The sequence below is a fragment of the Azospirillum sp. Sh1 genome (genome assembly GCF_008365135.1).
GTDB classification, from domain to species: domain Bacteria; phylum Pseudomonadota; class Alphaproteobacteria; order Azospirillales; family Azospirillaceae; genus Azospirillum; species Azospirillum oryzae.
In genome coordinates, this window is sequence record NZ_VTTK01000006.1 from 41,811 (window position 1) to 60,745 (window position 18,935).

18 protein-coding genes are annotated in these 18,935 nt (G+C 66.9%); 13 read left to right on the forward strand and 5 right to left on the reverse strand.

The features are described 5' to 3' along the window. Nucleotides 1-17 precede the first annotated feature (17 nt). The 8 genes from FZ029_RS08485 to hpaI are packed head-to-tail and all read left to right on the forward strand — an operon-like array spanning nt 18 to nt 6,284. Nucleotides 18-569: a TRAP transporter small permease gene (locus tag FZ029_RS08485; protein ID WP_149268861.1), complete on the forward strand. Its 552-nt coding sequence runs from the start codon at nt 18-20 to the stop codon at nt 567-569. Continuing rightward, on the forward strand, nt 566-1,897 hold the full coding sequence (locus tag FZ029_RS08490) for a TRAP transporter large permease (protein WP_149268862.1): 1,332 nt from the start codon (nt 566-568) through the stop codon (nt 1,895-1,897). Before FZ029_RS08485 ends, FZ029_RS08490 begins: the two co-directional genes overlap by 4 nt. 37 nt (nt 1,898-1,934) lie before the next feature. Next, nucleotides 1,935-2,579: a fumarylacetoacetate hydrolase family protein gene (locus tag FZ029_RS08495; protein WP_188051871.1), complete on the forward strand. Its 645-nt coding sequence runs from the start codon at nt 1,935-1,937 to the stop codon at nt 2,577-2,579. Beyond that, nucleotides 2,576-3,316 (forward strand): fumarylacetoacetate hydrolase family protein, encoded by a 741-nt coding sequence (locus tag FZ029_RS08500; RefSeq protein ID WP_149268864.1) that lies wholly within the window; start codon nt 2,576-2,578, stop codon nt 3,314-3,316. Before FZ029_RS08495 ends, FZ029_RS08500 begins: the two co-directional genes overlap by 4 nt. A gap of 47 nt (nt 3,317-3,363) precedes the next feature. Next, nucleotides 3,364-4,212, forward strand: coding sequence for a 3,4-dihydroxyphenylacetate 2,3-dioxygenase (gene hpaD / locus FZ029_RS08505; protein ID WP_149268865.1), 849 nt, complete (start codon nt 3,364-3,366; stop codon nt 4,210-4,212). A 16-nt stretch (nt 4,213-4,228) separates the two neighbouring features. Then, the gene (locus FZ029_RS08510; protein ID WP_149268866.1) at nt 4,229-4,618 is read left to right on the forward strand and encodes a 5-carboxymethyl-2-hydroxymuconate Delta-isomerase; all 390 of its coding nucleotides are present in this window, start codon (nt 4,229-4,231) and stop codon (nt 4,616-4,618) included. A 15-nt stretch (nt 4,619-4,633) separates the two neighbouring features. Continuing rightward, nucleotides 4,634-5,437 (forward strand): 2-oxo-hept-4-ene-1,7-dioate hydratase, encoded by an 804-nt coding sequence (gene hpaH, locus FZ029_RS08515; RefSeq protein WP_149268867.1) that lies wholly within the window; start codon nt 4,634-4,636, stop codon nt 5,435-5,437. Between the two features lie 19 nt (nt 5,438-5,456). Then, nucleotides 5,457-6,284 (forward strand): 4-hydroxy-2-oxoheptanedioate aldolase, encoded by an 828-nt coding sequence (hpaI, locus tag FZ029_RS08520; RefSeq protein WP_149268868.1) that lies wholly within the window; start codon nt 5,457-5,459, stop codon nt 6,282-6,284. A 7-nt stretch (nt 6,285-6,291) separates the two neighbouring features. Here hpaI and hpaR read toward each other — a convergent pair whose 3' ends face one another. Further along, complete coding sequence (gene hpaR / locus FZ029_RS08525; protein ID WP_247892209.1) at nt 6,292-6,714, reverse strand: homoprotocatechuate degradation operon regulator HpaR; 423 nt, start codon at nt 6,712-6,714, stop codon at nt 6,292-6,294. Between the two features lie 339 nt (nt 6,715-7,053). On the opposite strand from hpaR, the gene hpaE reads away from it, so the two are divergent. Next, a complete protein-coding gene (gene hpaE / locus FZ029_RS08530; RefSeq protein ID WP_149268870.1) occupies nt 7,054-8,577 on the forward strand; it encodes a 5-carboxymethyl-2-hydroxymuconate semialdehyde dehydrogenase in 1,524 nt (507 codons plus the stop codon). 231 nt (nt 8,578-8,808) lie between these two features. Here the strand turns inward: hpaE and FZ029_RS08540 are convergent, their stop codons facing one another. Further along, nucleotides 8,809-9,585 carry a helix-turn-helix transcriptional regulator gene (locus FZ029_RS08540; RefSeq protein ID WP_149268871.1) on the reverse strand — a complete coding sequence of 259 codons (777 nt, stop codon included), beginning with the start codon at nt 9,583-9,585 and terminating at the stop codon, nt 8,809-8,811. Between the two features lie 166 nt (nt 9,586-9,751). On the opposite strand from FZ029_RS08540, the gene FZ029_RS08545 reads away from it, so the two are divergent. Further along, nucleotides 9,752-10,945, forward strand: a complete 1,194-nt coding sequence (locus tag FZ029_RS08545) for an MFS transporter (RefSeq protein ID WP_149268872.1) — start codon at nt 9,752-9,754, stop codon at nt 10,943-10,945. Between the two features lie 101 nt (nt 10,946-11,046). Here FZ029_RS08545 and fae read toward each other — a convergent pair whose 3' ends face one another. From fae to FZ029_RS08560, 3 genes are all read right to left on the reverse strand, one after another. Beyond that, on the reverse strand, nt 11,047-11,580 hold the full coding sequence (gene fae / locus FZ029_RS08550) for a formaldehyde-activating enzyme (protein ID WP_149268873.1): 534 nt from the start codon (nt 11,578-11,580) through the stop codon (nt 11,047-11,049). Between the two features lie 37 nt (nt 11,581-11,617). Next, nucleotides 11,618-13,333: a methyl-accepting chemotaxis protein gene (locus tag FZ029_RS08555; protein ID WP_247892210.1), complete on the reverse strand. Its 1,716-nt coding sequence runs from the start codon at nt 13,331-13,333 to the stop codon at nt 11,618-11,620. A 162-nt stretch (nt 13,334-13,495) separates the two neighbouring features. Continuing rightward, nucleotides 13,496-14,386 (reverse strand): glycine betaine ABC transporter substrate-binding protein, encoded by an 891-nt coding sequence (locus FZ029_RS08560; protein ID WP_149268874.1) that lies wholly within the window; start codon nt 14,384-14,386, stop codon nt 13,496-13,498. A 661-nt stretch (nt 14,387-15,047) separates the two neighbouring features. Here FZ029_RS08560 and FZ029_RS08565 point away from each other — a divergent pair. From FZ029_RS08565 to FZ029_RS08575, 3 genes are all read left to right on the forward strand, one after another. Continuing rightward, on the forward strand, nt 15,048-16,328 hold the full coding sequence (locus tag FZ029_RS08565; RefSeq protein ID WP_149268875.1) for an aromatic ring-hydroxylating dioxygenase subunit alpha: 1,281 nt from the start codon (nt 15,048-15,050) through the stop codon (nt 16,326-16,328). Nucleotides 16,329-16,445: 117 nt separating this feature from the next. Beyond that, entirely contained in the window at nt 16,446-17,549 is a 1,104-nt protein-coding gene (locus FZ029_RS08570; protein WP_149268972.1) for a hybrid-cluster NAD(P)-dependent oxidoreductase, read from the forward strand. A gap of 65 nt (nt 17,550-17,614) precedes the next feature. Then, nucleotides 17,615-18,811, forward strand: a complete 1,197-nt coding sequence (locus FZ029_RS08575) for a GlxA family transcriptional regulator (protein WP_247892211.1) — start codon at nt 17,615-17,617, stop codon at nt 18,809-18,811. The last annotated feature ends 124 nt before the right edge of the window (nt 18,812-18,935 follow it).

Below are 18,935 nucleotides of genomic sequence, written 5' to 3' on the forward strand. Positions count from 1 at the left end.
TCGCGGAGACCGTAATCATGCATCAACCCATCGGGCTTCCCGATCGCCCGCCGACGGACGGACTGAGCCGCGTACTGCTTGTTACGGCCAGGGGATTCGCGCTGGCGGGCGGCGGCATCTTCCTGGTGCTGGTCGGCATGTCGCTGCTGTCGATCCTCGGGCGCAAGCTGGCCGACCTGCCGGTGACCGGCGACGTGGAGATGATGCAGGTCGGCACCGCCGTGGCCGCCTGCGCCTTCCTGCCGCTCTGCACCATCCTGGGCGAGAATCTGCGCGTCGACTTCTTCACCGAGGCGGCTCCCGCATGGCTGCGCCGGCTGCTCGACGCGGTGGCCGACCTGCTGCTCGGAACGCTGGTCCTGCTGCTGGTCTGGCGCACCGGCCTCCAGACCATCGACATCCGCGAGGCGGGAGAGGTGACGCCGCTCCTGGGACTTCCGGTCTGGATCCCGATGGCCGCCATGCTGCCCAGCCTCGTCCTGACGGCGCTGTGCGCGCTGGCCCGCTGCCGGCGCGGCCTGACCTCGGAACAACAACTGACGGCCGGTACGGCGGAGGCGGCACGATGAGCGGGATCGCAATCGGACTTGCCGGTTTCGCCGGGCTGATGGGGATGCTGGCGCTGCGCGTCCATATCGGTGTGGCGATGCTGCTGGCCGGCGCCGGCATCTACCTGACCATCAATGACGGGCAGGCAGCGGCGCTGCTGTTCACCCTCAACAACCTCGCCTTCGCCCGTCTTTCGAATTACGACCTGTCGGTCATCCCGCTGTTCCTGCTGATGGGCCAGTTCGCCACCCATGGCGGACTCTCCAAGGCGCTGTTCCATGCCGCCGGCGCGTTGATCGGCCACCGGCGCGGCGGCTTGGCGATGGCCTCCACCGCCGCCTGCGCCGCCTTCGGCGCCATCTGCGGATCGTCGCTGGCGACCGCGGCCACCATGGGACAGGTGGCACTGCCGGAGCTGCAATCCCGCGGCTATTCGGGGCGGCTCGCCACCGGCACGCTGGCCGCCAGCGGCACGTTGGGCATCCTGATCCCGCCGTCGGTGCCGCTGGTGGTCTATGCGGTGCTGACCCAGGAATCGATCGGCAAGCTGTTCGTCGCCGCGGTGGTTCCCGGCATCCTTGCCGCGCTTGGCTATTTCGCGGTGATCGCGCTGATCGTGTGGCGCGATCCCGCCGCCGGCCCGGCCAGCGCGCCGGTGCCATGGACCGAGCGGCTGCGCGCCCAACTCGGCGTTCTGCCGGTGCTGCTGGTCTTTCTGGTGGTGATCGTCGGCATCTATGACGGCTGGGCCAACCCAACGGAGGCCGCCTCGATCGGCGCCGCTGCCTGCGGCATCATCGCCGTGGCGTCGGGCGGCATGCGCTGGCCGCAGTTGGTCGCCAGCATCTACGGCACGGCCCAGGCCACCGCCATGATCTTCGTGGTGCTGATCGGCGCCGACCTGCTGAACGCCGCGCTGGCGGTGTCGCAGATGCCGGTGGAACTGGCCGGCTGGGTGCGCGACAGCGGCATGCCGCCACTGCTGGTCCTGTTCAGCATCATCGGCATCTACATCCTGCTGGGATGCGTGATGGATTCGCTGGCGATGATCCTGCTGACCATCCCGATCTTCTATCCGGTGGTGATGGGTCTCGACTTCTTCGGCATGGCCGTCGCCGACAAATCGGTCTGGTTCGGCATCCTGGCGCTGATGGTGGTGGAGATCGGGCTGGTCCATCCGCCGGTCGGCATGAACCTCTACGTCATCAACCGGCTGGCGCGCGGCGTGCCGATGCGGGAAACCGCCTGGGGCGTCATGCCCTTCCTGGCGTCCGACCTGCTGCGCATCCTGCTGATCGTCTTCGTGCCGGGCATCTGCCTGTGGCTCGTCCATGCCTTCGGAGGCTGACACCATGCAAACCGCGTCCCCCGGAGTTGCTCGGAGATTGGTCTACGGGGTGATCCTGAACGACCGCCCCACCCTGGACCGCCTCGGCCCGGCCCTGTCGGAGCCGCCCTACGGCGCGCCGCCGAAGGCGCCGATCCTCTACATCAAACCCTACAACACCCATGCCGGCAACGGCGCCACCGTGCGGCTGCCGCGCGGGGCGGAGCGGGTGGAGGTGGCGGCGACACTGGGCCTCGTCATCGGCCGCGACGCCACCACCCTGGACGAGGCTACGGCGACCGACGCGATCGCCGGATTGCGCCCGATCCTCGACGTCAGCCTGCCCAACCCGTCGGTCTACCGGCCGCCGGTGCGGGAACGCTGCTTCGACGGCTCCTGCCCGATGGGGGAGACGCTGCCCTACGCGGCGGTGACGGGGCTGGAGGCGCTGACCATGCGCACCCTGGTCAACGGCACGGTCATAGCGGAACGCCGCCTGTCCGATCTGGTCCGCCCGCCGGCCCGGCTGCTGGCCGAGGTGACCGGCTTCATGACCCTGCGTGCCGGCGACATCCTGCATCTCGGCATCGCGCTCGGCGGGCCGCAGGCCGGTGCCGGCGACCGCGTCCGGCTGGAGATCGATGGCTTCGCCCCGCTGGACATCGCCATCGAAGACGCCGCGGCGGAAGGAGAAACGCCATGAAGCGCGCCCGCATCCTGCTGGACGGCACGGTCCATACTGCTGTGGAGGAAGAGGGACGGCTGCGGCTGTCCGACGGCCGGCTGGTTGCCCCTGGTGCGGTCACCTGGCTGCCGCCGGTGGAGCCGCGCACCATCTTCGCCCTCGGCCTCAACTATGCCGACCACGCGAAGGAGCTGGCCTTCAAGGCGCCGGAAACGCCGCTGGTCTTCCTGAAGGGGCCGAACACCATCACCGGCCATCATGCCAGCACCCGGCGCCCGGCCGACGCCACCTTCATGCATTACGAATGCGAACTGGCGGTGGTGATCGGCCGCACCGCCCGCGACGTGCCGCACGACCGCGCCTATGAGGTGGTGGCCGGCTACAGCGTCGCCAACGACTACGCCATCCGCGACTATCTGGAAAACTACTACCGCCCGAACCTGCGGGTGAAGAACCGCGACGGCTGCACGCCGCTCGGCCCCTGGCTGGTGGACGCGGCGGACGTGCCCGATCCGATGAACCTCACCCTACGCACCCTGGTCAATGGCCGGGTGATGCAGGAAGGCAGCACGCGCGACATGATCTTCGACGTGCCGCACCTGATCGCGTACCTGTCGTCGATCATGACCCTGTCGCCGGGCGACGTCATCCTGACCGGAACCCCGGAAGGGCTGGCGAATGTCGGGCCGGGCGACACCGTCACGACCGAGATCGAGGGCATCGGCAGCCTCGTCAACCACATCGTGGCCGGCTGACGGCCATCACCAAGCCGGGCTGAACCGGCACGATTCCGGAGGAAATCATGGGCAAACTCGCACTCGCCGCCAAGATCACCCACGTCCCGTCCATGTATCTGTCGGAGCTGGACGGCCCGCACAAGGGGTGCCGCGACGCCGCCATCGCCGGCCACAAGGAGATCGGCCGGCGTTGCCGCGACCTCGGCGTCGACACCATCGTTGTGTTCGACACCCACTGGCTGGTCAATTCCGGCTACCACATCAATTGCGCGCCCCATTTCGAGGGCGTCTACACCAGCAACGAGCTGCCGCACTTCATCAAGAACCTGCCCTATGCCTATGACGGCAATCCGTTGCTCGGCCATCTGCTCGCCCGCACGGCGACGGCGGCCGGGGTGAACACCCGCGCCCATTCCGAAACCACGCTGACGCTGGAATACGGCACGCTGGTGCCGATGCGCTACATGAACGAGGACCGCCGTTTCAAGGTGGTATCGGTCTCCTCGCTCTGCACCGTCCACGATCTGAAGGACAGCGCCACGCTGGGCCGCGCCGTCCGCCACGCCATCGAGCAGGAGTATGACGGCACCGTCGCCATCCTCGCCAGCGGCTCGCTATCCCACCGCTTCGCCCAGAACGGCGTGTCGGAAGAGTATCTGCACAAGATGTGGGATCCCTTCCTGGAGCAGGTCGACCTGCGCGTGGTCGAACTGTGGCAGCGCGGCGACTGGGCGACCTTCACCGCCATGCTGCCGATGTATGCCGAGAAATGCTGGGGCGAGGGCTATATGCACGACACCGCCATGCTGTTCGGCGCGCTGGGCTGGAACCGCTACGCGGGCAGCGTGGACATCGTCACTCCGTACTTCGCCTCCTCCGGCACCGGCCAGATCAACGCCGTCTTCTCGGTCTGAGGCGGGAGGACGGACCATGCCGCATCTGACCGTCGAATACACCGGCAACCTCGGCGCACAGGCCGACATTCCGGCGCTGCTGCGCAAGGCCAACGCCGTGCTGATCGCCCAGGGTGGCGTCTTTCCCATCGGCGGCATCCGCTCCCGCGCCATCCGGCTGGAGGATTTCTGCGTGGCGGACGGCACGGCCGACGACGCCTTCGTCCACCTGACGCTGAAGATCGGCGCCGGCCGCAGCGCCGAACAGAAGCGACAAGCCGGCGACGAGCTGTTCGCCATGGTCAGGGACCATTTCGCCGGCCTCTTCGCCAGCCGCTTCCTGGCCCTGTCGCTGGAAATCCAGGAATTCAGCGAAACCGGCACCTGGAAGCACAACAACATCCACGGCCGCTACAAGGCCGCTTGAGACAAGGCTTACCCCATGCTCAGTCCCGATGCCGTCCGGGCCGCCGCCGCGCGCCTGCACGAGGCGGAGAAGACCCGCGTCCAGACCCGCCAGATTTCCCTCGACCACCCCGACATCACGATCGAGGACGCCTACGCCATCCAGCGCTGCTGGGTGGAGGCGAAGGTTGCCGAGGGGCGCACGGTCATCGGCCACAAGATCGGCCTGACCAGCCGGGCGATGCAGCAGTCCTCGCAGATCGACGAGCCGGATTACGGCACCCTGCTGAACGACATGCTGTTCCCCGACGGCGGCGACATCGACATCGGCCGCTTCATCGCCCCGATGGTGGAGGTCGAGCTGGCCTTCATCCTGAAATCCAGGCTGGAGGGGCCGAACGTCACCATCTTCGACGTGTTGTCGGCCACCGACTATGTCGTGCCGGCGCTGGAGATCATCGACGCCCGCTGCCACCGCGTCGACCCCGACAGCAAGCGCCCCCGCAAGGTGATGGACACCATCTCCGACAATGCGGCGAATGCCGGCATCGTCATGGGCGGCCGGCCGATGCGGCCGCTGGACACCGACCTGCGCTGGGCCGCCGCCCTGCTCTACCGCAACGGCGTGATCGAGGAGACCGGCGTGGCTGCCGGCGTGCTGAACCATCCGGCCAATGGCATCTGCTGGCTCGCCCGCCGCTTCGCGCCGCATGGTGTGGCGCTGGAGCCGGGGCAGGTGGTGCTCGCCGGCTCCTTCACCCGTCCGGTGCCGGTCAAGGCCGGCGATACGGTCCATGCCGATTACGGCCCCTTCGGCTCCATCGCGCTGCGCTTCGTTTAAAGCGCCAAGGAAGATATCGATGAAGACACCTGAAAACGCCTTCAAGCGGTCCCTGGCGGCGGGCCGGCCGCAGTTCGGCCTGTGGCTCGGACTGGCGGACGCCTATTGCGCGGAAATCTCGGCCGGGGCCGGCTTCGACTGGCTGTTGATCGACGGCGAACATGCGCCGAACGACCTGCGCGGCATCCTGGCCCAGCTGCAGGCCATCGCCGCCTATCCCAGCCATCCCATCGTCCGCCCGGTGGTCGGCGATGCGGCGATCATCAAGCAGATGCTGGACCTCGGCGCCCAGACCCTGCTGGTGCCGATGGTGGAGACGGCGGAACAGGCGGCGGCGCTGGTCGCCGCCACCCGCTATCCGCCCGCAGGCATCCGCGGAGTGGGCAGCGCGCTTGCCCGCGCCTCGCGCTGGAACCGCTTCAGCGGCTATCTGGACGAGGCCGACGGCGGGATCTGCCTGCTGGTGCAGGTGGAATCCGCCCGCGGACTTGAGAATCTGGACGCCATCGCCGCGGTGGACGGGGTCGACGGCGTCTTCTTCGGTCCGGCCGACCTGTCGGCGTCGCTGGGCCTGCGCGGCCAGCCCGGACATCCGACCGTGCGGGCCGCCATCGAGGACGGCATCGACCGCACCCGCAGGGCCGGCAAGGCCGCCGGCGTGCTGGCGACCGACGAGGCGCTGGCCCGCGCCTATCTGGCGGCCGGCGCCCTGTTCGTCGGGGTCGGGGTGGACACCACCCTGTTCGCCCGCGCCGCCACAGATCTGGCCGCCCGCTTCCGGCAGCCATCCCCCGAACAGAGCACGTCGGATCCGGTCCAGACCGGTCCGGCGTCCGGCGGCTACTGAGCGCTCCCTACTCCTCGTCGTCGCCGCCGTCCGGACCGCCCAGGCAGTCGGCAAGCTCGTTGAGCAGTCCGTACAACGTCGCCAGCCGGTCGGCGCCGAAGGCCGCAGTGATCTCGGCGTAGCGCTGTTCGCTGTGGGGGGCGATCAACGCGATCATGTCGCGCCCGGACGGCGTGATCGAGATCTGGGCCGCCCGCAGGTCCTTGTCCTCGATCCCGCGCTGAATCAGGCCGCGTTTTTCCAGCGTGCGCAGGATGCGCGACAGGCTGGGCATGCTGATGCTGCTGACCCGCGCCAGTTCGCCGGCGCGGAATTCCTCGGCCGTGGTCAGGGCGCGCAGCACACGCCACTGCTGTTCGGTCAGGTCATGTTCGTGCAGCAGCGGGCGGAACCGCGCCATAACCGCTTCGCGCGCCTTCAGCAGCGCCATCGGCAGGGAACGGCGGAAGGCGCGAATCTCACCACCGGTTTGCCCGGCCTCCGATGCGACCGCAATTGGGGGCCTCGCACCGTGTTCAGCTGCCGTCGCGTTTTTTCTGGATGGTCTGCCCAAGGCTTCGGCCTCATCTGGAAAGGGTCGGCGCATGTTTCGAAGTTTCCGGCACCATAGCGCGGCGGCGGCGTGCAGGGAAAGCGCTTGACAGTGCCGCACACCGATTTATATAACATGTTAAATATTAACAAATCAAGCTTATGCGCCACGGCCGGCGATGCCCGCCGCACGCCGGCCCAACGAGCGCCGGCCAACCAGACACTGGAGTGAAACGCCATGGCATCCGCTTTCGATACGAACCTCGCAACCGCGGAAGGGCTCCTGGCCCGGTTCCGGGAACGTCCGCTCGGCCATTTCATCGATGGACGGGAGGTTCCCGGCCAGTCGGGCAAGCTGTTCGACAACCTGTCGCCCATCGACGGCGGGGTCATCAACCGGGTCCATGCCGGCAACGCCGCCGATGTCGATGCCGCCGCGACCGCGGCGCTGCGCGCCTTTCCCGACTGGGCCGCCATGCCGGGCACCGAGCGCAAGCGCATCCTGCACCGGGTCGCCGACGGCATCCTGGCGCGGGCGGAGGAGATCGCCCTGCTGGAAAGCCTGGACAGCGGCCAGCCGATCCGGTTCATGAGCAAGGCCGCCGAACGGGCGGCGGAGAATTTCCGCTTCTTCGCCGACCGGGCGCCGGATGCCGCCAACGGCCTGTCGCTGCCGGCCGCCGATCACCTGAACTTCACCGTCCGGCAGGCGCTGGGACCGGTGGCGGTCATCACGCCCTGGAACACGCCCTTCATGCTGTCGACCTGGAAGATCGCCCCGGCGCTCGCCGCCGGTTGCACGGTGGTCCACAAACCGGCGGAATGGAGCCCGCTGACCGCCATGCTGCTGGCCGAGATCATGACCGAAGCCGGCGTTCCGGCCGGTGTCGCCAATCTGGTCAACGGGCTGGGCGAAGAAGCCGGCAAGCTGCTGACCGAGCATCCGGCGATCAAGGCGGTGGCCTTCGTCGGCGAATCGACCACCGGCAGCCACATCATGGCCCAGGGCGCACCGACGCTGAAGCGCATGCATTTCGAACTGGGCGGCAAGAATCCGGTCATCGTCTTCGATGATGCCGATCTGGACCGGGCGCTGGATGCCGTGGTGTTCATGATCTACAGCCTGAACGGCCAGCGCTGCACCTCGTCCTCGCGCCTGCTGGTTCAGAGCGGCATTCACGACACCTTCGTCGACAGGCTGGCGGAGCGCGTCGCCCGTATCCGGGTCGGCCACCCGCTGGACCCCGCCACCGAGGTCGGCCCGCTGGTGCACGAGCGCCATCTGAACAAGGTTCTGGGCTATTGCGCCATCGCGCGGGAAGACGGCGCGACGGTGAAGGTCGGCGGCGTCCGCGCCGAGGAGGCCGGCGCCGGCGGCAACTATGTCCGTCCGACGCTGTTCACCGGCGCGCACAACCGCATGCGCATCGCCCAGGAGGAAATCTTCGGCCCGGTCCTGACCGCCATTCCCTTCGCGGATGAGGCGGAGGCGGTCGCGGTCGCCAACGACATCGCCTATGGCCTGACCGGCTATGTCTGGACCCGCGACGTCGGCCGTGCCAACCGCGTGGCGCTGAAGCTCGACGCCGGCATGGTGTGGATCAACTCCGAAAACAACCGCCACCTGCCCACCCCCTTCGGCGGCATGAAGGCCAGCGGCATCGGCCGTGACGGCGGGGATTACAGCTTCGATTTCTACATGGAGACGAAGAACATCTGCGTGGCGCTCGACACCCACAAGGTTCCCAAGCTGGGTGCCTGATCCGCCGCCGCGTCCCAGGGTGATGCCGGGTGGCGCCGAACACCGCCGCCCGGCGTGGGTCATGCTCAGTGCCTGGGCGGCCCAGTCGGGAAAGGCGCGCAGCGCCGCGGTCGAGGCGGCATCGACATTGCGGCGTCCAGCGCCCTGACTCAGACGACGCTCGGCTGGCGACCGCAAGGTCCCGGTCTCATCGCCGATCTGGTGGCGATGCAATACCCATGAGCGGAGGGGTCAGCCGTCGCCCTTGAGATAGGCGCGCGGCGACGATCCCAGCACCCGCTTGAACATCGCCGTGAAGGCGGCGGGGTTGTCATAGCCGAGGTCGAGCGCGACCGCGGTGACGGTCTCCCCCGCCACCAGCCGCGGCAGGGCGGCGGCAAGGCAGGCCTGTTGGCGCCACTCCAGGAAGCTCAACCCGGTTTCCCGCCGGAACAGCCGGGTGAAGGCGCGCCGGCTGACCCCCAGCCCGTCGCACCATTGCTCGATCGTCTCATGCACCGCCGGTCGCCGAAGAAAGCGTCGGCAGCGCTCGGCCAGGGCAGGGTTCGTCGGGAAGGGCACGGTCAGCGGCTGGGCCGGCAGATGCTGCATTTCGTAGCGGATCAGCGCCATCACCGCGCCGTCATGGCTGTCCGGATCGTAATCGGCCGGGACATCCACGGCGCGGGAAATCAGGCTGCGGATGAAGGGCGAAAGCCCGACGACCTGACAGCGGTCCGGCATGCCGCCGGTCAGGTCCGGATCAAGGTAGAGGCTCTGGGTGGTCACCGCCCCGATCATGCGGACCTCGTGCATGACGCCGGGCGGAATCCACAGGCCGAAGTCCGGCGGCACCACCCATCGCCCCTGCGGCGTCGACATGATCAGCACCCCGGTGATGCCGGAAATCAGCTGTCCGCGCCGGTGCCGGTGGAGCGGCAGCGTGCCGCCGTCCGGGTAATCGTGGGTGGTGGCGAGCAGTGGCCGCTGGACGGCATCGATCTCGTCGACGCGGACATTTCTGACCATGGCCCGATCTCGTAGGAAACTGGCCTGACCGCGGTGGCGGGCCTTCTCCGCCGACCGTAGGCTTACGGTGCATTCAACGCAACATGCCGGGCGATCCCGGACCGCTCCCTCCTTCAAGGGCGGGACGGACCCAACGCCTGAGGCGGAGAGAAGAGGGCATGCCCCCGTGACCGACACCACCCTGAGCCGGTCCCGCACCGGTTCGACGGCCTTTTCCATCCTGGCCGCGATCAGCGCCTGCCACCTGCTCAACGACATGATCCAGTCGCTGCTGCCGGCGGTCTATCCGATCCTGAAGGACGAGTTCGGTCTCAGCTTCGCCCAACTCGGCCTGCTGACCTTCGTCTATCAGGTCACGGCATCGCTTCTGCAGCCGCTGGTCGGGCTCGTCACCGACCGAAAGCCGATGCCCTATTCGCTGGTCTTCGGCATGGGCTCCACCCTGCTCGGACTTCTCACCCTGGCCTGGGCGCCCGGCTTTCCGGCGCTGCTGGCCGGCGGGATGCTGCTGGGCTTCGGTTCGTCCGTCTTCCATCCGGAAGCGTCGCGCATCGCGCGCCAAGCCTCCGGCGGCGCCCATGGGCTGGCCCAATCGCTGTTCCAGGTCGGCGGCAATCTCGGCTCCTCGCTCGGCCCGTTGCTGGCGGCCTTCGTCATCCTGCCCCACGGCCAGGGCAGCCTCAGCTGGTTCGCCGTCGCCGCCCTTGCCGGCATGGTGGTCATGGTCCGGCTGGGAAGCTGGCAGCGGCTGAACGCCAAACCCCGCGCGAGTGGCAGACAGTCGGCGCATCGGACCGAACTGCCGGCCGGACAGGTCGGCAGGGCCGTCGGCATCCTGATCGCGCTGATCGTCTCCAAATACGTCTATCTGGCCAGCATCACCAGCTACTACATCTTCTACCTGATCGACCGCTTCGGGCTGTCCACCGGCGACGCCCAGCTCTGCCTGTTCGTCTTCCTGGCGGCGGTCGCGGCGGGAACGGTGATCGGCGGTCCTGTCGGCGACCGCATCGGCCGCAAGACGGTGATCTGGGTCTCGATCCTCGGCATCCTGCCCTTCACCCTGGCCCTGCCCTATGTCGGCCTGACGGCGACGGTGGTTCTCAGCGCCGTGATCGGGCTGGCCCTGGCATCGGCCTTCCCCGCCATCGTGGTCTATGCGCAGGAATTGCTGCCCGGCCGGGTCGGTCTGGTGTCGGGCCTGTTCTTCGGGCTGGCCTTCGGCGTCGCCGGCATCGGTGCGGCGGGGCTCGGCATCGTCGCCGACTGGCGCGGCATCGGCTTCGTCTATTCCGCCTGCTCGTTCCTTCCGCTCTTGGGGCTGCTGACCGTATTCCTGCCGAATGTGGAGCGGCGATAGCCGGCAGGGACGGTCAAGGGTCGAGCGGCCCTATGGCAAAAAAGCCCGCTCTCCTGATCGGAGGCGGGCTTTTTCCTGGCCTGCTGCGGTGGGCCGGCAGGTTATTCCAGCGGATCCAACATGAAATGCCGGACCGTGTGCCGGTTTTCGATCAGTTCGTCGATGGTCGGTTCATTGCGCATCGCCCGGCCGATGGCGATCTTGGTCGCCTCGTAATTGGTCCGGTAGAGATCGGCGCGATCGAGGTTCGGATCGGTGGGGCAACGGGGATCGATCCAGACCATCACCAGAATGCACAGGTCGTTGATCCCGTCGCGCGGCAGAACGCCTTCGATGACGCAGTCCAGCACGGCGTCGGCAGTGGCGGCCTGGACGACGCCGCCAAAGAGGTCGACATAGGCGCTGGACTTCATCGTCACCTTGGACACCATCATGGTGGCCGGACGGACCATCTGGTTGCAATCGCGCACCGCGAACATGCGGGTGTGGCCGGCGGTCTGCCCCATCATGGTGGCGAACGCATGGCCGGCCGGACCATCGACCGTTCCGATCACGATCTCCGGCATGGCGTCGGTGAACTGGCCCTCTTTGGCGAAGACGGTGGCTTCACCGACACGGAACAGCGGATTGGTCATGGGATCATCGTTCTCTTGATAGGGGTGACGCTGCCGGTCATCCGGTGCGGATGCCGTCCAGCAACTGCTCGATGCTGCTGCGCAGGCGTGCGGTCTGGCCGGCCAAGTCCGCAGCGGCGGTCAGGACGTGCCGGGTGGCACTTTCGGTGTCGCGGGCACCGCCGGTGACATGGCGGGCGTTGCGTGCGACCACGCCCGCCCCCGATGCCGCCTGATCGATGCTGGCGTGAATGGTGGCGGAGGCGGCGGCCTGCGCCTGCATCGACTGGGCGATGGCAAGCGATACGGTGCTGATCTCCGCGATCACCGCGGTGATGCTTTGCAGGGCTTGTGCAGCATTGCCGGTCGCATCCTGCATCGCCTGGATACGGAGCGAGACATCCTGCGTCGCCTTGCCGGTCTGGCTGGCCAGCTGGCGCACCTCCTGCGCCACCACCGCAAAGCCCTTGCCGGCCTCTCCGGCGCGGGCGGCCTCTATGGTGGCGTTCAGAGCCAGCAGATTGGTCTGTCCGGTGATCTGGTCGATGATGCGCACGACATTGCCGATATCCTCGGCCGACTGCCGCAGGCTGTGCACGGACTCGTCGGCCTTGCGGGCCTGCTCCACCGCCGACTGGGCGATGCGGGCGGAATCGTCGATGCGCGAGCGGATCTCCTCCAATGACCGGAAGGTGTCGTCGGCCAGGGCGGCGACCGACTGGACGTTGCCGGCGATCTGCTCCGCCGCCACGACGGTGGCGCCCGCCTGCTCGTTGGTGCGGTCGATGATGCCGGTCAGCTGACGCGCGGTGCCGTCGAGCGCGCCCGCCGACGACCCGACCATGTCCAGACCTTCCATCGCCGTCCGCTCGAAATGCGAAATCAGCTCCTCAAGATGGGCGGAGCGCAGGCGCTGGCGGCGGCGATCCGCAATGTCCTGGAAGGCGGACCGGACATGGTCGTTCGCAGGGTGCTCCAGGATTTCGTCCGGGGTGCCGATCTGGGTGATGCGCCCGGTCTCCATGAAGGCGATCCGATCGCCAAGCCGCATCGCCTCATCCGGGTCCTGGGTGGTGAGCAGCACGGCCGCCCGGTGCGCCCGCTGCCAGTCGAGGAATTCGGCCTCCAGTTCCAACCTCAGGACGGGATCGACCCCGGCGAAGGGAGCATCCATCAGCAACAGCGGCGGATCGGCGATCAGGGAGCGTGCCAGTCCGATCCGCAGCCGTGCCTCGGCCGGAACCTCTTGCGGCCGCCGGACAGCGAAATGGGCCAGCCCCATCTGCGTCAGCAGGTCCATGGCCCGGTCCCGCCGGTCGCGCCGGCGCAAGCCCGCGATCTCCAGCCCGAAGGCCACGTTGTCCAGAACGCTGCGGTTCGGCATCAGCGCCACGGCGCCGAAGGTCATCGCCATGGCGTCGCGGCGGGCAGCCACCAATTCGGCCGGCTTCATCGTCGCCATGTCGCGCCCGTTCAGGACCACGGTCCCGGCCGTCGGTTCGATCAGCCGGTTGACCAGGCGGAGCAGGGTGGACTTGCCTGCATTGGACCGACCCAGCACCGTGACGATTTCGCCGGCCGACAGCCCGAATGCCACGTCGGCGACGGCCACCGCGGCGCCGGTTTCCCGCAGAATGTCGGCCGGGTCGACACCGGCGCGCAGCATGGTCAATGCCTGGGCGGTATTGCCGCCATAAAGCTTGCAGAGTCCTTCAGCCGACACCATCGCGGCGCTTGCCGACACGGTGCCCTGCATGTGAGCAGACGGGTTCATGGGCGACCTCCGTCGTTGAAGGACTGAAAACCTGAATGGCTGGAGACGGCCGTCCGTCACGCGGCTGCGCTTTGAACGGACCGCCTCCACGAACGGCGCGGGAAAGGGGAGGCGGCCACCGCCGTTGCCACCGCCGTCTGGGACGGTGGCAACGGGTGCCGATCAAAGCTTGCCGGTGACCCAGTAATCGATCCGGGCCTTGTTGTTCTTGATGTAATTGTCGACCGCCTGCTCGTAGCTGGTCTGACGGGCTTCCTGCATCATCGCTTCCAGATCGCCGATCGGCAGCACCATCCGGTTCAGGAACTCGAAGATTTCCGGATGATCCTGATAGAAGCCCTTGCGGACGAGCGCATTCACGCTTTCCAGGCCGCCCAGCGCACCCTTCGGGTCCTCCAGGTAGCGCAGCTTCCAGTTGGCGAACATCCAGTGCGGGCTCCAGCTCGTCACCACGATCCACTCGTTGCGCTTCATGGCGCGCTCCAGAGCGGCGAGCATCCCGGCGTCGCTGGCCGACACAAGCTGCATTCCCTTCAGGTCATAGGTCTTCAGCGCCTTCTCCGACGCCTGCATCAGCCCCGACCCCGGATCGATGCCCTGGATCTTGCCGCCCAGCTTCTGCTGCACGTCCGGCTTCTTGAGATCCTCGATGGATTTGACCTGATCGACGGGGATGTAGTCCGGCACCACCCAGCCCAGGCGGGCGCGGGTGTAGAGCGGGCCGAGATCGACCACGTCCTTGCCGACCTTGTCGAGATAGGGCTTGTGGGTCAGCGGCTGCCACGACATCAGCATGGCGTCCAGCTTGCCGCTGGCGATGCCCTGATACTGGATGCCGATGTCGGCCATGGTCAGCTCGACCTTGTAGCCGTACCGCTCCTCGATCACACGTTTGGCCAGTTTGGTCACCGCTTCGGCGTCGGCCCAGGCCGTCCAGCCGATGTTGATGGACTTATCGGCGGCCTGCGCCGGGGCGGCGACCACGGCGGCCCCCAGACTGACCGTCATGGCCGCCGAAAGCAGCACGCCCAAGGCTTTACCGAAGATTTTCATCAAGAAGCCTCCTCTTATCGTTTGTTTGTTTGGACCCGTTTGGTGGGACGGCCACGCTTTGCCGCGCCGAGGTTTGGATCGGACACATGCATGGGCCGACGGCCACCTTCCGGCATCGACGCGGAAAGTCGTTTCCGACCAACGGGTTCTTTGATGGCATCAGTGCTGATTGAGGAAGGATGCCGGCCCCGAAAGCAAAAAACCTTCATCAGAGCGGCAATTCGTATCGGATTTGCGACAGCTTTTTCCAAACCCCGCGCCGCCGGAGAATGTTGCCCGGTTTTCAGGCAGATGTTTCAAAGTCTTCCATAATAATAGGGAAGCGCTTCGACAGCTCCGTGGACACGAGGCGTCATGAATGCGGAACGACTCTCTTCGGATGGCGGCACGCCGCCGGCCGGCCGCTCTCCCGATGGACCAAGGCGGCCATCGCTCTTGAATAATCACGACATGCCGCAAAACGACCATTGTCAAAGTCCGGCTTGCGCAAAAAGACAGGTGCGCCTGTCGGCCTTTTTAAAGTTGATGTCGCATTCCAGAACGCGACGCGCCGCGGCGGGCGGCAGGCTGTGCGTCGTGGAATCGAAAATAGCAACAGCCCGGTCAAGGCTGAAGCGGTTCCGCGAACACCCGGCCCCACTCCCGCAGAAGGTCAACCGCCATGTCGTCCGAGATTTCCATAGAAGCCCTGCTGACGCGTCGAAAGAAGGGGCACAGCCTGGAGGCCCCGTTCTATACCAGCGAGGAGATCTTCAAGCTGGACATGGAGATCATCTTCGGCCGCCATTGGCTGCATGTGGGTGTGGAGCCGGACGTGGCGGAGCCGGGCGACGTGATGGTGGTGGATATCGGGAAGACCTCCGTCATCGTCATGCGCGACGACGACATGGAACTGCGGGCCTATCACAATGTCTGCCGTCATCGCGGCGCGCGCATCATCCTGCAGGAGAAGACCTCGGTCGGCAATCTGGTGTGCAGCTATCACCAGTGGACCTACGGCCAGGACGGCGAACTTCTGTTCGCCGAGCATATGGGCAACGACTTCGACCGCAAGTGCCGGAACCTGAAGAAGGTGCACATCCGGTCGGTCGGCGGCCTGATCTTCATCTGCCTGGCGGAGGAAGCGCCGAATGACATCGACCGCATGGCGGCGGTCATCGAGCCCTACATCCTTCCGCACGATCTGAAGAACTGCAAGATCGCCAAGACGGTGGACCTGATCGAGAAGGGCAACTGGAAGCTCACGATGGAGAACAATCGTGAATGCTACCACTGCGTCAGCAACCATCCGGAACTGACCATCCCGCTGTTCGAATACGGCTTCGGCTTCGCCCCCGACGGCACCAACCCGAAGCGGATGGAGCATGCCGCCAAGTACGACGCGCTGGTACAGTCCTGCCACACCAGCTGGGAAGCCGCCGGTTTTCCCAGCCGCGAGGTCGACCGCCTGACCGACACCACCGGCTTCCGCGCCGAGCGCCTGCCGCTGGACGGCGCCGGCGAGGCCCACACCAAGGACACCCGCAGCGCTTCCAAAAAACTGCTGGGCTCGATCACCGAGCGCAAGCTGGGCGCCCTGTCCTTCTGGACCCAGCCGAACTCGTGGAACCACTTCATGAGCGACCACATCGTCACCTTCTCGGTGTTCCCGATCGGTCCCGACCGCAATCTGCTGCGCACCCGCTGGCTGGTCCACAAGGACGCGGTCGAGGGTGTCGACTATGACCTGAACCGTCTGACGGAGGTTTGGGAGGCGACCAACCAGCAGGATGCCGATCTGGTCGAGATCTCGCACAACGGCGCCCTCAGCCCCGCCTACGAGCCGGGTCCCTATTCGCCCTACACCGAGCCGCTGGTGGAGAAGTTCACGGAATGGTACGTCGGCCGCATGTCCGAGCATCTGCTGGGCAAGCAGGCGCCGGTGGGCGTCGCGGCCGAATGATGTGACACAGTGGCGATCCCGGCCGGCAAGCCGCCGGGATCGCCCGCTGGTCAAGATTCAGGGCTCAAGGCCCAGGGTTCAGGGCTCAAGGTTCAGGGCTCAAGGAGAGAGATGACGATGCAGCAGGATTCGGCTCCGCCTCCGGTCCGGGATTGGGATCCCGAAATCGACGACACGCTGGTGTGCCGGGCGGTGCGGGACGAGACGCATGACGTGAGGACCTTCGTCTTCGCGCCGCGGAACCCCTGCCTGTTCCGATTCAAGCCGGGTCAGTTCATCACGCTGGAACTGCCCATCGGCGGCGAAACCATTCACCGCAGCTACACCGTCTCCTCCTCCGCCGCGCGGCCGCATCGGCTTTCGATCACCGTCAAGCGCGTGCCCGGCGGTCCGGTGTCGAACTGGCTGCACGACACGCTGAAGCCGGGCGACACGATCCGCGCGGTCGGTCCGCTCGGCGAATTCACGCCGGGGGAGTCCGAGACTCCGCGCAAGTTCCTGTTCCTGTCCGGCGGCAGCGGCATCACGCCCCTGATGTCGATGACCCGGACCTTCGACGATCTGGGCGAGGATCACGACATCGTCTTCGTCCATGCCGCCCGGACGCCTGCCGACATCGTCTTTCGCCGCGAACTGGACGCGCTGACCGGTCCCGGCCGCCGCCTGCGCGTCGCCCATGTGTGCGAGGGCATCGGCACCGAGGCGCATTGGGCCGGCTTCACCGGCCGGCTGTCCCTGCCGATGCTCGGGCTGATCGCTCCCGACTTCAAGGAGCGGGAGGTCTATGTCTGCGGCCCCGGCCCCTTCATGAAGGCGGTGCGCGCCTTCCTGGAGGAGGGTGGCTTCGACATGAGCCGCTATCATCAGGAAAGCTTCAATTTCGAGGAACTGACGGCTGAGCTTGCCGCGGGAGAGCCGCCGGCACCATCCGCACCGGCCCAGTCGGCAGCGCCCACGGACGGCTTCCGTGTTGAGTTCGCGAAAAGCGGCAGGGTGTTCGCCTGTCCGCCGGAGATGGCCGTGGCCGATGCGGCATCGGCCGCCGACATCCGGGTTCCGACCTCCTGCTCGCGCGGGATGTGCGGAACCTGCAAGACGAGGTTGATCTCCGGCACTGTGGAAATGAACCATACCGGCGGCATCCGCAAACGTGAAATCGACCAGGGGTTGATCCTGCTCTGCTGCAGCCACCCGACCAGTGATCTGGTGATAGAGCGTTAGAATCATCGCCAATGAATTGTCTTCCGGGGGCAGGCCGCTGACGCTAGCATTCCGAAGGACGGAAGATGGCCGCCAGACCGGGGCCGTCGGACTGGGAGGGTGTCCTGGTGGGGAAGACAGTGGAATATCGCCGTTTCGGCGGTAGCGGTCCCGCACCCCGGCAGGAGGAACGCGCGTTGTTGTCGGTCGGGTTCATCCTGACCAACAATTTCACACTGACGGCACTTGCCCCCTTCATCGACGCCCTGCGGCTGGCGGCCGACGAGGGCGACCGGTCACGGCAGATCCGGTGCCGCTGGACCATCATGGGATCTCGGGCGGAACCGGTGATGTCGAGTTGCGGCATCGGCGTCGCACGCTGGGAACCGCTGACCGATCCCCGCCGCTTCGACTATGTGGTCGTGGTGGGCGGACTGCTGCACGCCGGCCCGCAGCTGGACGACGAGACGCTGGCCTATCTGCGCGCCGCGGCATCCTATGGCGTGACCCTGGTCGGCGTGTGCACCGGCAGCTTCGTGCTAAGCCGCATCGGCCTGATGAAGAACCGGCGCTGCTGCGTCAGCTGGTACCATCATCGCGATTTCATCGAGGAATTTCCCGATCTGGTGCCGGTGGCCGACCAGCTCTACGTGGTGGACCGCGACCGCATCACCTGTTCGGGCGGCGCCGGGGTGGCCGATCTGGCCGCCTTCCTGATCGAGCGCCATCTGGGCCGCGCCACCGCCCAGAAAACCATGCACATCCTGCTGATCGACAAGGCGCGCCCCGCCAGCCAGTCGCAACCGCAGCCGCCGACGGTCGCGGAGATCACCAACGACCGCGTCCGCCGCGCCCTGCTGCTGATGGAGCAGCACATCAGCGATCCGCTGTCGGTGGAGGAGATGGTCCGCCGCCTGAACGTCAGCACCCGCCAATTCGAACGGCTGTTCCGGCTGGCCGTCGGCACCAGCCCGGCCACCTACTACCGCAGCTTGCGCCTGCGCTACGGCCACTGGCTGCTGCGCAACACCAAGCGTTCGGTCACCGCCATCGCGAACGAGGCCGGCTTCGCCGACTGCGCCCATTTCTCCCGCCAGTTCCGCGAACTGTTCGGCATATCGCCGTCGGAGGTGCGCCGCACCGCCGAGCCGGATGCGGAGGCCGATCCGCATCTCTCGCCTCTCGCCGCTTTCCGGCGCACGAACGGCAACTCCCTGCTGCCCGACCGCCGCCTGTTCGAAGACCCGGCGCCGATGGTCCGGGACAGTGTGGCGACGGACTGAAGGGGGTGCCACCACTCCCAATTCGCCTAAAGAATTCAGATATTTGACGGACCCGCACCGCATCGTTCCGCTCCTGTCGCAAAAAGGTAATTCGCGGTCGCGGGGGGCAACGCGACAATCGCGC

Bases quoted from the DNA above. Each gene is read 5' to 3' on its own strand.
- FZ029_RS08485 (WP_149268861.1), top strand. From the start codon at position 18: ATGCATCAACCCATCGGGCTTCCCGATCGCCCGCCGACGGACGGACTG.
- FZ029_RS08490 (WP_149268862.1), top strand. From the start codon at position 566: ATGAGCGGGATCGCAATCGGACTTGCCGGTTTCGCCGGGCTGATGGGG.
- FZ029_RS08500 (WP_149268864.1), top strand. From the start codon at position 2,576: ATGAAGCGCGCCCGCATCCTGCTGGACGGCACGGTCCATACTGCTGTG.
- hpaD (WP_149268865.1), top strand. From the start codon at position 3,364: ATGGGCAAACTCGCACTCGCCGCCAAGATCACCCACGTCCCGTCCATG.
- FZ029_RS08510 (WP_149268866.1), top strand. From the start codon at position 4,229: ATGCCGCATCTGACCGTCGAATACACCGGCAACCTCGGCGCACAGGCC.
- hpaH (WP_149268867.1), top strand. From the start codon at position 4,634: ATGCTCAGTCCCGATGCCGTCCGGGCCGCCGCCGCGCGCCTGCACGAG.
- hpaI (WP_149268868.1), top strand. From the start codon at position 5,457: ATGAAGACACCTGAAAACGCCTTCAAGCGGTCCCTGGCGGCGGGCCGG.
- hpaR (WP_247892209.1), bottom strand. From the start codon at position 6,714: ATGGCGCTGCTGAAGGCGCGCGAAGCGGTTATGGCGCGGTTCCGCCCG.
- hpaE (WP_149268870.1), top strand. From the start codon at position 7,054: ATGGCATCCGCTTTCGATACGAACCTCGCAACCGCGGAAGGGCTCCTG.
- FZ029_RS08540 (WP_149268871.1), bottom strand. From the start codon at position 9,585: ATGGTCAGAAATGTCCGCGTCGACGAGATCGATGCCGTCCAGCGGCCA.
- fae (WP_149268873.1), bottom strand. From the start codon at position 11,580: ATGACCAATCCGCTGTTCCGTGTCGGTGAAGCCACCGTCTTCGCCAAA.
- FZ029_RS08555 (WP_247892210.1), bottom strand. From the start codon at position 13,333: ATGAACCCGTCTGCTCACATGCAGGGCACCGTGTCGGCAAGCGCCGCG.
- FZ029_RS08560 (WP_149268874.1), bottom strand. From the start codon at position 14,386: ATGAAAATCTTCGGTAAAGCCTTGGGCGTGCTGCTTTCGGCGGCCATG.
- FZ029_RS08565 (WP_149268875.1), top strand. From the start codon at position 15,048: ATGTCGTCCGAGATTTCCATAGAAGCCCTGCTGACGCGTCGAAAGAAG.
- FZ029_RS08570 (WP_149268972.1), top strand. From the start codon at position 16,446: ATGCAGCAGGATTCGGCTCCGCCTCCGGTCCGGGATTGGGATCCCGAA.
- FZ029_RS08575 (WP_247892211.1), top strand. From the start codon at position 17,615: ATGGCCGCCAGACCGGGGCCGTCGGACTGGGAGGGTGTCCTGGTGGGG.